The organism is Gemmatimonadota bacterium (genome assembly GCA_016714015.1).
In the GTDB taxonomy this organism is placed as follows: domain Bacteria; phylum Gemmatimonadota; class Gemmatimonadetes; order Gemmatimonadales; family Gemmatimonadaceae; genus Pseudogemmatithrix.
The window spans coordinates 1,396,503-1,410,449 of sequence record JADJNZ010000001.1 but is presented as its reverse complement, the minus strand read 5'-3'; the positions used below and the strand labels follow the sequence as shown (position 1 = coordinate 1,410,449).

Sequence of the window (13,947 nt, the reverse complement as noted above, 5' to 3'; positions counted from 1 at the left end):
GCGACGTGCTGGCGGACGATCACGCGAGCGACGGGAACACCCCGCTCGCCGAGTCCGAGCTCGAGGGACTCATCCCGACGCACCTCACCACTCGCGCCGAGCTGAATCAGTGGGAAGCGAAGAACATCGAGATCGCGACTGCGTGGATCGCGGGACGGCCGCTCGATGTGCTCGAGCTCGATACGCTGGTGGAACTCCACCGACGCATGTTCGGCCAGACGTGGGCATGGGCCGGTGAGTTCCGCCGATCGGACAAGAACATCTCGCCCTACCACTGGGCCGAGGTGCCCCGACTCGTGCGGGACCTCCTCGCGAACACCGCGATGCGGTACGCCATGATCGGTGAGGACCGGACTGCGGTCGATGACGTCGCCGCGAGATTCCATCATGAACTCGTGCGCATCCACCCATGGCCGAACGGCAACGGAAGGCACAGTCGGTTCGCGGCCGACCTGTTGCTCCGCAGGTGGAGGCGACCACCGTTCACGTGGGGTGCGCTCGGCGGCGGCGATCACGTCGCGAACCGCCAGCGCTACATCGAGGCGTTGAGACGCGCGGATGGTGGCGAGTACGCGCCATTGCTCGACTTCGTCCGCTCCTGACCGACTCGGGTCCGCGCGCGAATCGCGGACCCTGCTGGCGCACTCCGAGTCGCTCGCCGTACCTTCGGCAACCGTTCGAAGGACGCCGCGTACCGCGGCTGAGACCACCGCGCCTCCGGAGACCGCCCGCATGAAGCTCTCGCGCCTGCTCGTCGCGCCCCTCGCCCTCGCGCTCTCCATCGCCGCGCCGCTCGCCGCCCAGTCCGCCGCCCAACACGACAGCGCCGTCAAAGCCGCCGCCCGCACCCGCGCCCTCCCCCTCCCCACCCCGCGCCCGCTCTCCTTCACCACCGACGAGGCGAGCTGGATCTCCCTCGACATCGCCCCCGACGCGAAGACCATCGTCTTCGACATCCTCGGCGACCTCTACACGCTCCCGATAGCAGGCGGGCAGGCCACCCGCATCACCAGCGGCACCGGCTGGGACCAGCAGCCCCGCTTCTCCCCCGACGGCAAGCGCATCGCCTTCGTCAGCGATCGCAACGGCTCCAAGAACGTCTGGATCGCCAACGCCGACGGCTCGGCGCCCCGCATCATCACGCGGAGCGAGCGCATCAACTTCTCCTCCCCCATCTGGTCCGCCGACGGCCAGTACGTCATCGCCGCGCGCACGGGGCAGCTCTGGATGTACAACGTGGACGGCGGATCGGGCGTCCAGCTCACCGGACTCCGCCCCGAGGGGGCGGCCGGCGCGGCGGGGACGCCGGCGTCGCACTACGGCGCCGCGCCGAGTGGGGACCCGCGCTACCTCTGGGTGAACGTGAGCGGCAACGTGCCCACCACGCTCGCCTCGGGGGTCGAGCTCCACACCGCCACCTCGGCGCGCGAGGAGGCCGAGGAGCAGGCGGCGCGCAGCAACGCGCGACGCATCGGGCAGTACCAGATCGGGCAGTTCGATCGCGAGAGCGGACGCACGCTCGTCCGCTCGCATGAGACCTTCGGCGCCTTCCGGCCGGTCGCGAGTCCCGACGGGAAGTGGCTCGTCTATGCCACGCGCTACGACGCGCGCGAGGCGCTCAAGCTGCGCGACCTCGCCACCGGCGAGGAGCGCTGGCTCGTCATGGACGTGCAGCGCGACAACTCGCAGGGCGGCGGCGTCAACGATCGCGACCTCTATCCCGCGTCGGCGTTCACGCCGGACTCCAAGGCGCTCATCACGAGCTACGGCGGGAAGATCTGGCGCGTGGAGGTGCCGTCGGGGACGGTGACGGCGATCCCGTTCACCGCGCAGGTCGATCAGCGCATGGGGGCGCTCGCCAAGTTCGAGTATCCCATCAACGACACCACGCTGGTGGTCACGCAGATCCGCGGCGCGCGGCCGTCGCCCGATGGGCGGCTCGTCGCCTTCACGGCGCTCGACATGCTCTACGTCGGCGAGCTGGGCCCGGCGCCGGCGGCGGGGGACACGGCCACGCGCCAGGTGCGCAATGCGCGCCGGCTCACGGCCGGCGGCATGGTGGAGCACGCGCCGGTCTGGTCGCCCGACGGCAACTACCTCGCGTACGTGACGTGGACCGATACCGCGGGTGGCAACATCTACCGCGTCCGCGTCGATGGCCAGGTTCCACCGGAGCGCCTCACTCGGCAGGCCGCCTACTATGACAAGATCGCGTACACGCGGGACGGCATGCGGCTGATGGCGGTGCGCGGCTCGCGCTTCAGCCGCATGCGGCAGTTCGAGGACTTCGGCAACATCGCCAACGGCGAGCTGGAGTACGTCTGGCTCCCCGCCGAGGGGGGCGAGGCGACGCGCATCGCGTGGGCGGGTGGTGGACAGTCGCAGCAGGGGCGCAACGTGCCGCACATCGGGCCCGACCCCGCGCGGCTCTACGTCTGGGCGGACAACGAAGGGCTGGTGTCGATGCGCTTCGACGGCACCGACCGGAAGGTGGTCGTGCGCGTCGCGGGTCCGCCGCCGCCGGCCAATCCGCTCCCGCCGGGCGCGACGCCGCCGCCCCCGCCGTCGCCGGACGAGGTGCTGCTCTCGCCCGACGGGACGCATGCGCTGGTGGTGGCGAACGAGAACGTCTTCCTCATCACGGTGCCGCCGGTGGTGGGCCAGGCGCCGGCGGTGGCGGTGTCGGGCGCAGGGGTGCCGACGGCGCGGCTCACGCGCGTGGGCGGGGACTTCATCGGCTGGTCGGCCGACGGCAACACGGCCTTCTATTCCATCGGCCGCAGCTACTTCCAGTACGATGTGCGGGCGGCCGAGTCGGCCATCCGCGACTCGACCGTGCGCGCGGATTCGGTCACGGCGGCGGGCGGCACGCGTGACACCACGCAGCGCGCGGGGCCGGCGTTCCAGGCGGCGCGGTTCGACGTGACGATCACCGCCGCGAAGGACCGCCCGAAGGGGACGGTCGTGCTCCGCGGCGCGCGCATCGTCACGATGCGGGGCCAGCAGGTGATCGAGAACGGCGACGTGGTGGTGACCGACAACCGGATCGCCGGCGTCGGCGCGCGCGGCGCGGTGCGCATCCCGGCGGGCGCGCGCGTGATCGACGTGAGCGGGAAGACGATCATCCCCGGCTACGTGGACATCCACGCGCACAACTGGTTCGGGTGGGGCGTGCATCGCGACCAGGTGTCGCAGCTCCTCGCCAACCTCGCGTACGGCGTGACCACGCAGCGCGACCCGCAGACCTCGGCGACGGACATCCTCACCTACACCGACCTCGCCGAGACGGGGGCGCTCATCAGTCCGCGCCTCTTCTCCACCGGCCCGGGCATCTTCTCGAACGACAACATCAAGAGCCTGGAGGAAGCGCGGGACGTCCTCCGGCGGTACTCCGACCACTACAACACGAAGACGATCAAGCAGTACCTCGTGGGCGACCGGAAGGTGCGGCAGTGGGTGATCATGGCGGCGCGGGAGCTGGGGCTCACGGCCACCACCGAGGGTGGCTCCAACCTCACGATGAACCTGACGCTCATGCAGGACGGGTATCCGGGGCTCGAGCACGCGATGCCGATCTTCCCGCTGTACAAGGACGTGGTGGAGCTGCTCACGGCGAGCGGCATCACCTACACGCCGACGCTGATGGTGGGGTACGGCGGTCCGATCGGCCGCGACTACTATCTCTCGCAGTACGACATCGACAAGGACCCCAAGCTCCGCCGCTTCACGCCGCACGACGAGCTCGACTCGTGGCGGACGCTCAGCTGGAACCGCGCCGACCAGTACATCTACCGGGGACTCGCCGAGCAGTTGGCGAAGTTCGTACGGGCGGGGGGACGGGTGGGGCTCGGATCGCATGGCGAGCTGCAAGGGCTCGGCGTGCACTGGGAGCTCTGGATGATGCAGTCGGGCGGGATGACGACCTTCGAGGCGCTGCGCGCGGCGACGCTGCATGGTGCCGACGCGATCGGCATGGCGCGCGACCTGGGGTCGATCGAGGTGGGGAAGCTGGCGGACCTGCAGGTGCTCGACCGGAACCCGCTGGCGGACATCCGCAACACGAACTCCATCCGGTACGTGATGAAGAACGGGCGGTTGTACGAGGGGAACACGCTGGATGAGGTGTGGCCGCGGGTGCGGGCGTTGCCGCGGCAGTGGTGGTGGAGCGAGGAGCCGGTGGAGGGCCGGCGGTGAGCCGGGGGCAGCGCCCCGGGTGACCCGTATGTTTGCTATTTGTTGACTGTTTGCGGAATAGCAAACATATTGCCGTCATGTCCACCTTCCGACGGACGCTGACCGCCCAGGGACGGCCGCTCCGCGACCCATTCGCGGACAGGGCCTCGCTGGTGTGCCGCACGCTGCTCGCGAATCCCGGGACCGCCTGGAATGTCCGCGGTCTCGCGGAGACGGCGGGGGTCGCCCCGATGCTCAGTTCGGATGTCGTCCGGCAGCTCGAAGCCAGCGGCATCGTCGCGACCCGCCCGCGCGGCCGTCAACTGGTCGTGTGGCTCGTCCGACCGCAGGCACTGCTCGACGAGTGGACCACCGCGTACAAGTGGACACGGAACGCGGCGCTCCACTTCGCGGTCCCCTCGCCGAATACGGCACGGACGCTCGCACGACTGGCGCGCATCGCCGGCAAGCGTCGATGGGCGCTCACGCTCCTCGCGGGTGCATGGCAGCGCATCCAGTATGCGCCGACCGAGCGCATCCATCTCTATATGGAGTGCGATCACCTCGACGAGATCCGTGACCTCGCCGAACGGGAGGGTTGGCCCGCGGACAGGACCGGCTCACTCGTGATCATGCGGCCGACGTACCGGACCTCTGTCTGGCACGGACAGTCCTTCGCGGACGCCACGCATCCGCCGGTCGTGAGCGACCTCCAGTTGATCCTCGACCTCTGGCATCACGCGGACCGCGGTCGCGAGACGGCCGAGCAGCTGTGGCGGCCGATCCTGCAGCGGTTCGAGGCGGCGAGCGCTTCGAGTGACGCAGGCCATCGCGACCATGACTGAGGATCTGCGGGACATCCTTCGCGTGCTCGCACCGTACCTGCCGGACATCGTCATCATCGGCGGATGGGTGCCGGAACTGCATCGGCGCCATGGCACGGCCACATGGCGCACCACCCCAGCCCGAACGACGGCTCGCGGCCTCGCGGGCCCCCCCGCACGGCCAGGAACCTTCCCCGCCGACTGGGTCTCGGCGGACACCGAGACCACCGTCGTCGAGTTCCTGATGGCGCGACCGGGCCCGGCGATGTCGGACTCGCCGCGACAAGTGGACATGCAGGGCTATCTCGGTGCGATCCTCATCGATGATGCGGAGGTGCTCTCTGCGTTCACGTGCGAACTCGTGGTCCGGTCGGACGAGGATCAGTGGACGGTGCGCGTGCCGACGCTCGGCGCATGGGCGATCGGCAAGGCGCTGACCTTCAGCGCGCGACAGATCCCGTTGGACCGGACACCGAACGACGACAAGCGCGCCAAGGACCTGCTCTATTTGCGGGATCTCATCCACGCGGGTCCGGACGTCCTGCAGCAGCTCGAGCGCGATCTCGCCATGCTCGTCGGCGTTCCGCACGGTCGACGCATCGCCGACCGCGCGGTCGAACGGCTCGTGGCGCCGGCTGACATCATCGTGGACCACGCCGCCAGGCGTCTCGCGGAACGGGATGGCCGCGCAGTCGCGGTCGCTCGGGTCGAGATCGTCGGCGCGATGCAGGAGATCAGCGAGATGATCCGTTCCGGCGACCCTTGACCTGCACGCAGGGTGCGCGATTGCGTCCGACATGCCGTCGCCTTAGGGTACGGAATCCTCACTCCGGCGCCGAGTATGCTTGTCAGAATCACCTCGATGAACCAGCTCACGCTCCCGAAGGACGTGACCGAGGAGCTCGGCACGCCCGAGTACTTCGACGTGGAGAGCCGGAACGGGCAGCTGATCCTCACGCCGGTACGTCTGCACCGCGCGGACGCGGTGCGCGCAAGATTCGTCGAACGAGGTGTCACCAACGCCGATCTCGACGACGCCGTGGCGTGGGCGAGGCGCGATGAGACGAGTTGAGCGAGTCGCGCTGCCTAATCCGTTGTCACAATGAGATTTAGCAGGTGTTTTCACGGATTGGCAATCGAATTGACAATCGGTGAACGCGGCTTCATCGTGCGGTCGTGATCGCCCGCGGAGGCGCTCAAGCGCAACGCGCCTCTTCCGCCACCGCGAGGTGACCGGTCTCGAGGTCCAGCTGGTCGAGGCCAAGTCCAGTGCGTACCGTGGCGCGACATCGCCGCATCGATCCCATCGGGAGGATCCACCTCATGACGCCCCACCTCCGCGCACTCGCGCTGGTGCTGCTGCTCCCCTGCGCCGCGGTGGCACAGGACCGTTCGCTCTCGTGGCCCAGCGTCTCCGTCACCGCGCACCTCGACTCCACCGGCGCGCTGACGGTCCGCGAATCGCAGTCGATCCGCCTCTCGGGCGACTGGAACGGCGCCGAGCGGACGTTCAACATCCGGCTCGACCAGACGCTCGCGCTGCGGAGCCTCACGCGCGTGGACGCGGCGGGGGTGCCGCACGCGCTGCGGGAGAACGACGACCTCGAGGCGGTGGACGACTACGCCTGGGTCAACAACGACCGCACGCTCCGCTGGCGCGCGCGGCTGCCCACCGATCCGCCGTTCAACGACACGGTGATCACGTGGGTGATCGACGCGGTCTATGATCGCATCCTGCTCCCGGCGTCGGACGGCAGCTTCACGCTCGACCACAGCTTCGCGATGGTCGATCGCGAAGGGCCGATCGAGCGGTTCGACCTCACGTTGACGCTCGACTCGGCGTGGGTCGTGCCCGACGGGTTCACGGGGCGGTGGAAGGACATCGCGCTCGAGCCGGGGACCGGGTATCTCGTCACCATCCCGCTGCGGTATCGCGGCGCGGCGCGTCCGGCGAACGTCCGATTCGGCGCCGATGACGCGACGCGACAGCTCCTCGCGTGGATCCTCGCGGCCGCGATCGTCGCGATCCTGCTCCGGCTCATCGCGCGCGAGCGCGCGCTCGGGCGCTTCGCGCCGACGCCGGATCCGGACACGATCGATGCGGCGTGGCTCGGTGCGCATCTCACCGGCATGCTCCCCGAAGTGGCGGGCGCGATGTGGGATGACCACACCGCGGAGGCCGAGGTGGCGGCGGTGCTCGCGCGACTGGTGCAGGAGGGGAAGCTCTCCAACAAGGTGGAGACGACGAAGGTCATGTTCTTCACGCAGCAGGAGCTGCATCTCACGCTCGAGGTGCCGCGCGCCGAACTGACCAAGCACGAGCGCGCGCTCATCGACGGGCTCTTCCTGCCGCACGAGAAGACGACGAGCACGTCGCAGGTGAAGGAGCGCTACAAGAAGACCGGGTTCGATCCGGCGAGCACCATCCGCACGCAGCTGGAGACGATGGTCGGGGCGGTGGCGCCGGGCGGGAGCAAGCCGTCGCGGCGGCCGTCGCTGCTGCTGTTGCTCGCGGGGTTGGTGGTCACGCTGATCGGCGTGGGCATCGAAGGGTCCGACGGGCCGCTCGCGTTCACGATGCTCGGCGCGTCGGTCCCCGGCTATCTCTTCGTCGGCATCTTCGCGCTCGTCGTGCAGAAGTCGCTCGGGAGCCTGCGGGTCGCGCTGCTCTTCTTCACGGGGGCGCTCGCGGCGGTGTTCGGCGTGATCGCGTTCGTGCTGCTGCTCTCGCCGGTCGATCCGCAGGGCGCGGTGACGCTGAGCGGCCTGGTGCTCTGGTGCATCGGGCTCGCGAACTCGCTCGGGAACGTCGCCGCGTCGCGGCAGTCGCCGGAGCGGATCGCGCAGCGGAAGCGGTTGTTCGGGGCGCGGGAGTTCTTCCGTCGGGAGCTGCAGAAGCCGCAGCCGGCGCTGCAGGATGCGTGGTTCCCGTACGTGATCGCGTTCGGGCTCGGGCGCCAGGCGGACAAGTGGTTCAAGGCGTTCGGTGGTGAGCACGTGACGGATGCGGGGATGATCGCCGCGGGTGCGTCGCGCGGGTCGTCGTCGAGCGGCTCGGGGTGGACGGGGTTCGGCGGTGGCGGCGGGTTCTCGGGTGGCGGATCGAGCGCGTCGTTCGCGGCGGCGGTGGGAGGGATGGCGTCGTCGGTGCCGAGTCCGAGTTCGAGTTCGAGCGGGGGCGGGAGTTCGAGTGGGGGGAGTTCGGGGGGCGGGGGGGGCGGGGGGGAGTTAGTTCAGCTGAGACTCCCCCTCAACCCCCCCCCCCCCCCCCCCCCCCCCCCCCCCCCCCCCCCCCCCCGCCCCCCGCCGGCGCCGGGCCGGGCGGCGGCCGCGCCCCCCCAAGAGGCGGACGCAACCGTGCGATGCAGCGTGCGCTCGTGGTGGTTCGCGACGGCGCGCTCGCGTGTGTGCGGCACTGGCGTAGCGTGGCCTGGTGTCCCCTTGCGCCCCCCTCGCCGCCGAGCGTACGCTGTGGTCATGCCGAGCGCTTCTCGATCCTGGACCGCCGATATGGTCCGTGCGCTGCCGGACGACGGCAGGCGGTACGAACTGGTGCACGGGGAGTTGCTCGTGACGCCGGCGCCGCGGGCCGTGCATCAGGCGGCCGTGGGTGCGCTGCACCTCGCGCTCTCGTCGGCCTGCCGGCGCTCCGGACGCTACCGGGTCTGGCTGAGTCCTGCCGACATCTCGTGGGGCCCCGACACGCTCGTGCAGCCCGACGTCTTCGTCGTGCCCGCCGCGCAGTCCGCCACGATGGAGTGGACGCAGATGCGCACGCTGGTGCTCGTTGCGGAGGTGCTGAGTCCCTCCACGGCGCGGCAGGATCGCGAACAGAAGCGGCGACTCTATCAGGCGCAGGGTGTGCGCACGCTCTGGCTCGTGGATCCCGACGCGCGGCGCGTGGAGGTGTGGACGCCCGAGGCGCACTTCCCGGTGGTGGAGACGGAACGCGTGACGTGGGATGCGGGGGATGGGGCGGAGCCGGTTGTGATCACGATCGCGGAGTTGTTCGGCTGAGCGAAGTGCGTTCCGGCGTTGATATGGTGTGTGCGCCCCTGTGACCCTCACCGGGGTCCTCCGGCGCCCCCTCTCCGCCGAGCGTACGCTGTGGCAATGCCTCTCGTCCCCGACTACTGGACGGCCGACATGGTCCGGGCGCTTCCCGCCGACGGGAATCGCTACGAGGTGGTGCATGGGGAGCTCGCGGTGACGCCCGCGCCCCGGTGGATGCATCAGGTCGTCGTGATGGCGCTCCACAATGCGCTCGCGCCCTACTGCACGCGACATGCGCTCGGACGGATGTTCATCGTCGCTGCCGACCTCTCCTGGGGCCCGGACATTCTCGTGCAGCCGGACCTCTTCCTGATCGCCCCCGAGGACGCGAACGCGGGCGACTGGGCGCGCGTCCGACGGCTGTCGCTCGTCGTCGAGGTGCTCAGCCCTGCGACGGCGCGATTCGACCGGTTCCAGAAGCGGTCGCTGTACCAGGCGCAGGGGATCGAGACGATCTGGCTCGTGGACACCGAGACGCGATCGGTGGAGGTGTGGGACCCGCGCGCGACGGCGCCGGTGATCGAGCGCCGGACGCTGCGGTGGCATCCGGCCGGCGTGGATGAGGCGCTGGAGATCCCGATAGAGGATCTGTTCCGCTAGAGAGGTTCCCGCCTTCCTCCTTCCACCTTCCTCCTTCGTCTCCTCAGGGCACGAACCTCGCCCCCACCGGCTTCACCCCATCCCCGAACGTCGTCGCCAGCAGCAGCGTCAGCTTGGTCCCCTGCAGCGCGCTCGGCCAATGCGCCCACTCGGTGAGCGTGTGCTGGTTGCCGCCCTCCGAGCGGCCGATGCTGATGCTCGGGATCCCCATCACCACGCCGATGTTCGCGTCGGTGCTCCCGCTCGCGATCGCCTCCTCGGCGCCCGGCATCCCGAACGAGACGCCGAGCTGCTTCTGGATGTCGATCGCGGTCTGCACGAGCGGATGCCGGCGGGCGGGCTCGAGCATGCGCGCGGTGCCGCCGGCGCCGTTCTTCTGCTCGGTCTCCACGACGAGCTGGACCTTCTCGCGCGTCGCCGCCTCCTGCGCGATGGCCGTGATGCGGCGGTCGAGCGAGTCGAGCAGCGCGGGGTCGCTCGAGCGCAGGTCCACGGTGAAGAAGAGGTCCTGCGGGATACCGTTGAAGATCTCGCCGCCGTGCACCTGGCCGACGTTGATCACCGCGCCGTTGGGGAGCGGGGGCGGACGGAGGGCGTAGATGCGCTGCACCGCGTCGGCGAGGGCGAGCACGGGCGTGGGCTGGCCGCGCGAGCGGAGCGTGTGGGCGCCGGCGGCCTTGAAGCGATAGCGCGTCCAATAGATGCCGAGCGCGCCGTAGCTCACGGCGCCGAGCCCGCCGTCCATGGCGATGAGGAGGTCGGGGCGCGGGTTGTGCTTGAGCCAGTAGTCCATGCCGCGGAGCCCGAGCTCCTCCTGCACCGTGCCGACGAAGACGAGGTCGCCGGTGGTGACGACCTTGGCGGCGTCGAGGGCGCGGATGGTGGCGAGCATGTTCGCGACCGAGGCGCTGTTGTCGAAGATGCCGGGCGCATGCAGCGTGTCGCCGGCACGGCGCACGGTGGTGTTGGTCTCGAGCGAGTGGACGATGTCCATGTGCGCGGCGAAGACGATCGTGGGGCCACCGCCGGTGCCCTTCCGGATGCCGGTGACGTTGCCCATGGAATCGACGCTCACGCGGAGGCCCTGCTTCTCCATCTCGGCCTTCACGTACGCGCCGCGCTGCTGCTCGTGGCCGGACTTGCCGGGCATCTGCGCGATGCGGATCCACTCGTCCACCTGCTTGGGGAAGCCGGCCTCGAGATGCGCGAGCGCGGCCTTCACGTCGGGGCGTTCGAGATGCGCGGCGTCCCAGGCGGTGGGGTATCGCGGCTGCTGGGCGGCGAGCGGATGCGCCGTCGGCGCGAGGAGCGCGGCGGCGGCGAGGGTCGCGATCTTCAGTCGGCGAGAGATGTCCATGCCGAAATCTGCGGCATTCCCTGCGCCCTGTCAGGACTCGGCTGATGGCGGCGACGCGCGGCCGCTCCTACCATGCGAGGATACGGCACGTCCCCACTGGCAAGCGTCCCACACCATCCCGCTTGATGTCACTCTCGCGTCGGCAACTCCTCGCGCTCGGTCTCACCGGCCTCGTCGGCTCGTCCACGCGTGCCGCCGCGCTCGCGCCCTTCGGCTGGCCGTCGCCGCGTCGCGGGGACGATCCGCGCGCTGACTTCGCACCGGAGTTCGAACCGGACGTGGAGATCGCGCTCACCGCCGCGACCGCCGAGGTGCAGCTGCGACCGGGGAAGAAGACGACCGTGTGGCGCTTCACCGGTGCCGTGACGAAGGGGCCGGCGACGGCGCTCACCGCGGTGGAGGGATCGCATCTCGGTCCCACGCTGCGGTTCGTGCGCGGGCAGAAGGTGCGCATCCGCTTCCATAACGCGCTGGCCGAACCGTCGATCGTGCATTGGCACGGGCTCGACGTGCCGGAGGCGGCGGACGGGCATCCGCACAAGGCGATCGCCGCGGGCTCGGAGTACCTCTATGAGTTCACGGTGGAGAACCGGGCCGGGACGTACTGGTACCATCCGCATCCGCACGAGCGGACGGGGCCGCAGGTGAACATGGGGCTCGCGGGGCTCATCGTGGTGAGCGATCCCGAGGAGCGCGCGCTCGCGCTGCCGTCGGGCGACGGCGAGCTGCTCTGCGTGCTGCAGGACCGGTCGTTCGACGCGGAGAACCAGTTCCGCTACGCGGCGAGCATGATGGAGCGCGAGATGGGGTTCACCGGCGACGTGATGCTCGTGAACGGCAATCCGGACGCGCAGTGGTCGCTCGCGACGCGCGCGTATCGCCTGCGCGTGCTGAACGGGTCGAACGCGCGCATCTACAAGCTCGCCTGGAGCGACGCGACGCCGATGACGGTGCTCGGCACCGACGGCGGGTTGCTCGAGCGGCCGGTGGAGCAGCGCGCGGTGACGCTCGCGCCGGGGCAGCGCGTGGAGCTCTGGCTCGACCTGAGCGCGCGCGCAGTGGGGAGCACGCTCGCGCTGCGGAGCGAGGCCTTCCCGCTCGGCGACGCGGGGCTCGACATGGGCGGCGGCGGGATGGGGATGATGGCGATGGAGCGCCCGAGCGGTGGCGTGCCCCTCGGTGCACCGCTCACGCTGCTCGGCATCACCGTCGCCCGTCGCGAGCGGTCGGCGGCGAAGCTCCCGGTGCGGCTCGCGACGTTCGACGACCGATGGAAGCCCGTCGCCGACGCGCCGCGCCGTCAGGTGCCGCTCACCTTCCGGCGGATGGTGTGGTTCATGGGCGGGCGCTCGTTCGACATGCACGAGACGGCGCCCGACGAGACGGTCACGGCGGGCGCGACGCAGGTGTGGAGCTACGAGAACGCCGGCGGCCCGATGGGGATGCAGATGGCGCATCCGATCCACATGCATGGGCGGCAGTTCCGCGTGCTGTCGCGGACGGGCGGGAAGGCGGAGAACGCGCTGCGCGAAGGCCTGGTCGATGGCGGCTGGATGGACACGGTGCTGGTGCTGCCGGGGGAGACGGTGTCGGTGCAGGTGACGTTCACGTCGCATCCGGGGACGTATCTGTATCATTGCCACATCCTCGAGCATGAGGACATGGGGATGATGCGGAACTTCAAGGTGGTGTGATGCCTCTCTTTCCCCGGTACTTCACTGCGGAGATGGTGCGGGCGTTGCCGGAGGACGGGCAGCGGTACGAGGTCGTGCACGGAGAGCTGCTGGTGAGCCCGTCCCCACGTGGCGCGCACCAGCGGATCGCCTTCCGGATCGCGAGGCGGCTCGCGGACTATTGCGATGCGCTCGGCACGTTCGAGACGATGCTCAGTCCCGCGGACATCTCGTGGGGTCCTGATATCCTCGTGCAGCCTGATGTCTTCGTCGTCCCGAAGCGGGAAGCGGCGACCGGCGACTGGAGCCGGATCCGAAGCCTCACGCTCATCGCAGAGGTGTTGAGCCCGTCGAGTGCGCGCTTCGACCGGTTCCAGAAACGGAAGCTGTATCTCCAGCACGGGGTCGAGACGCTGTGGCTGCTGGACGAGGAGCGTGGATGCGTGGAGGTGTGGCATCCGGACATGCTCTTTCCCGTGATCGAGACCGAGGAACTCGTCTGGCACCCGCCCGGCGCCGTCGAGCCGCTGGTGATCCCGGTCGCGGGATTGTTCGCGCCGTAGGCGCATTGAACGGGTGTGGCCCGCGACCCCGGGGGGGGGGGCCCTGCCAACCCTCGCCGCCGAGCGTACGCTGTGGTCATGCCTCTCGCTCCTCAGTACTTCACTGCGGACATGGTGCGTGCGTTGCCGGAGGACGGGCAGCGGTACGAGGTCGTGCACGGGGAACTGCTCGTGACCCCCGCGCCGACGATGCCACACCAGCGTGTCGTCACACGACTCGTCGTCGCGCTCGCGCCGTACTGTGAGCGTCTCAGCCTCGGAGAGGTCCTCACCAGCCCGGCGGATGTGTCCTGGGGAGAGGACGTCCTGGTGCAACCGGACGTCTTCGTGACCGCGCGGGACGAGGCGGGCCTGAGCGAATGGTCGTCGCTCAGGACGCTCGACCTGGTCGTCGAGGTCCTGAGTCCCTCGACGGCGAAGCAGGACCGCTTCCAGAAGCGACGACTCTACCAGCGCCAGCGCGTCGAGACCCTCTGGATCGTGGACATCGACCGCGCGCTCGTCGAGGTCTGGACGCCGGATGCGATCCTGCCGCTGGTCAGGACCGAGGAACTCGTCTGGCACCCGCCCGGCGCCGCCGAGCCGCTGGTGATCCCGGTCCCGGGGCTCTTCGCGCCGTAGGCGCCTACGACAGGTGACGTATGGGCGCGCCGAGGCGGTCCACGTAGCATGAGGGTGTGGCTCCCACCTTCACCTCCCCGCTC

At 70.0% G+C, this 13,947-nt stretch carries 11 protein-coding genes; 10 read left to right on the top strand and 1 reads right to left on the bottom strand.

What is annotated here, in order from left to right:
• The first annotated feature begins 5 nt into the window (after positions 1 to 5).
• The 7 genes from IPJ78_06025 to IPJ78_05995 all read left to right on the top strand — a co-directional run bounded on the left by IPJ78_06025 (position 6) and on the right by IPJ78_05995 (position 9,650).
• Entirely contained in the window at positions 6 to 602 is a 597-nt protein-coding gene (locus IPJ78_06025) for a mobile mystery protein B (protein ID MBK7906109.1), read from the top strand.
• Between the two features lie 130 nt (positions 603 to 732).
• Positions 733 to 4,194, top strand: a complete 3,462-nt coding sequence (locus IPJ78_06020) for a PD40 domain-containing protein (protein ID MBK7906108.1) — start codon at positions 733 to 735, stop codon at positions 4,192 to 4,194.
• A gap of 77 nt (positions 4,195 to 4,271) precedes the next feature.
• Positions 4,272 to 5,018 (top strand): hypothetical protein, encoded by a 747-nt coding sequence (locus IPJ78_06015; protein MBK7906107.1) that lies wholly within the window; start codon positions 4,272 to 4,274, stop codon positions 5,016 to 5,018.
• Complete coding sequence (locus IPJ78_06010; GenBank protein MBK7906106.1) at positions 5,011 to 5,763, top strand: hypothetical protein; 753 nt, start codon at positions 5,011 to 5,013, stop codon at positions 5,761 to 5,763. The genes IPJ78_06015 and IPJ78_06010 overlap by 8 nt, the downstream gene beginning before the upstream one ends.
• A 75-nt stretch (positions 5,764 to 5,838) precedes the next feature.
• A complete protein-coding gene (locus tag IPJ78_06005) occupies positions 5,839 to 6,069 on the top strand; it encodes an AbrB/MazE/SpoVT family DNA-binding domain-containing protein (protein ID MBK7906105.1) in 231 nt (76 codons plus the stop codon).
• Positions 6,070 to 6,320: 251 nt separating this feature from the next.
• Complete coding sequence (locus tag IPJ78_06000; GenBank protein ID MBK7906104.1) at positions 6,321 to 9,014, top strand: Uma2 family endonuclease; 2,694 nt, start codon at positions 6,321 to 6,323, stop codon at positions 9,012 to 9,014.
• A 96-nt stretch (positions 9,015 to 9,110) separates the two neighbouring features.
• Entirely contained in the window at positions 9,111 to 9,650 is a 540-nt protein-coding gene (locus IPJ78_05995; protein MBK7906103.1) for a Uma2 family endonuclease, read from the top strand.
• A gap of 43 nt (positions 9,651 to 9,693) precedes the next feature.
• On the opposite strand, the gene IPJ78_05990 is transcribed toward IPJ78_05995, so the two are convergent.
• The gene (locus IPJ78_05990; GenBank protein ID MBK7906102.1) at positions 9,694 to 11,007 is read right to left on the bottom strand and encodes a M20/M25/M40 family metallo-hydrolase; all 1,314 of its coding nucleotides are present in this window, start codon (positions 11,005 to 11,007) and stop codon (positions 9,694 to 9,696) included.
• Between the two features lie 125 nt (positions 11,008 to 11,132).
• On the opposite strand from IPJ78_05990, the gene IPJ78_05985 reads away from it, so the two are divergent.
• The 3 genes from IPJ78_05985 to IPJ78_05975 all read left to right on the top strand — a co-directional run bounded on the left by IPJ78_05985 (position 11,133) and on the right by IPJ78_05975 (position 13,864).
• Positions 11,133 to 12,701: a multicopper oxidase domain-containing protein gene (locus tag IPJ78_05985; protein MBK7906101.1), complete on the top strand. Its 1,569-nt coding sequence runs from the start codon at positions 11,133 to 11,135 to the stop codon at positions 12,699 to 12,701.
• Positions 12,701 to 13,243 carry a Uma2 family endonuclease gene (locus IPJ78_05980; protein MBK7906100.1) on the top strand — a complete coding sequence of 181 codons (543 nt, stop codon included), beginning with the start codon at positions 12,701 to 12,703 and terminating at the stop codon, positions 13,241 to 13,243. The genes IPJ78_05985 and IPJ78_05980 overlap by 1 nt, the downstream gene beginning before the upstream one ends.
• 78 nt (positions 13,244 to 13,321) lie before the next feature.
• Positions 13,322 to 13,864 carry a Uma2 family endonuclease gene (locus tag IPJ78_05975; protein MBK7906099.1) on the top strand — a complete coding sequence of 181 codons (543 nt, stop codon included), beginning with the start codon at positions 13,322 to 13,324 and terminating at the stop codon, positions 13,862 to 13,864.
• Positions 13,865 to 13,947 lie beyond the last annotated feature (83 nt).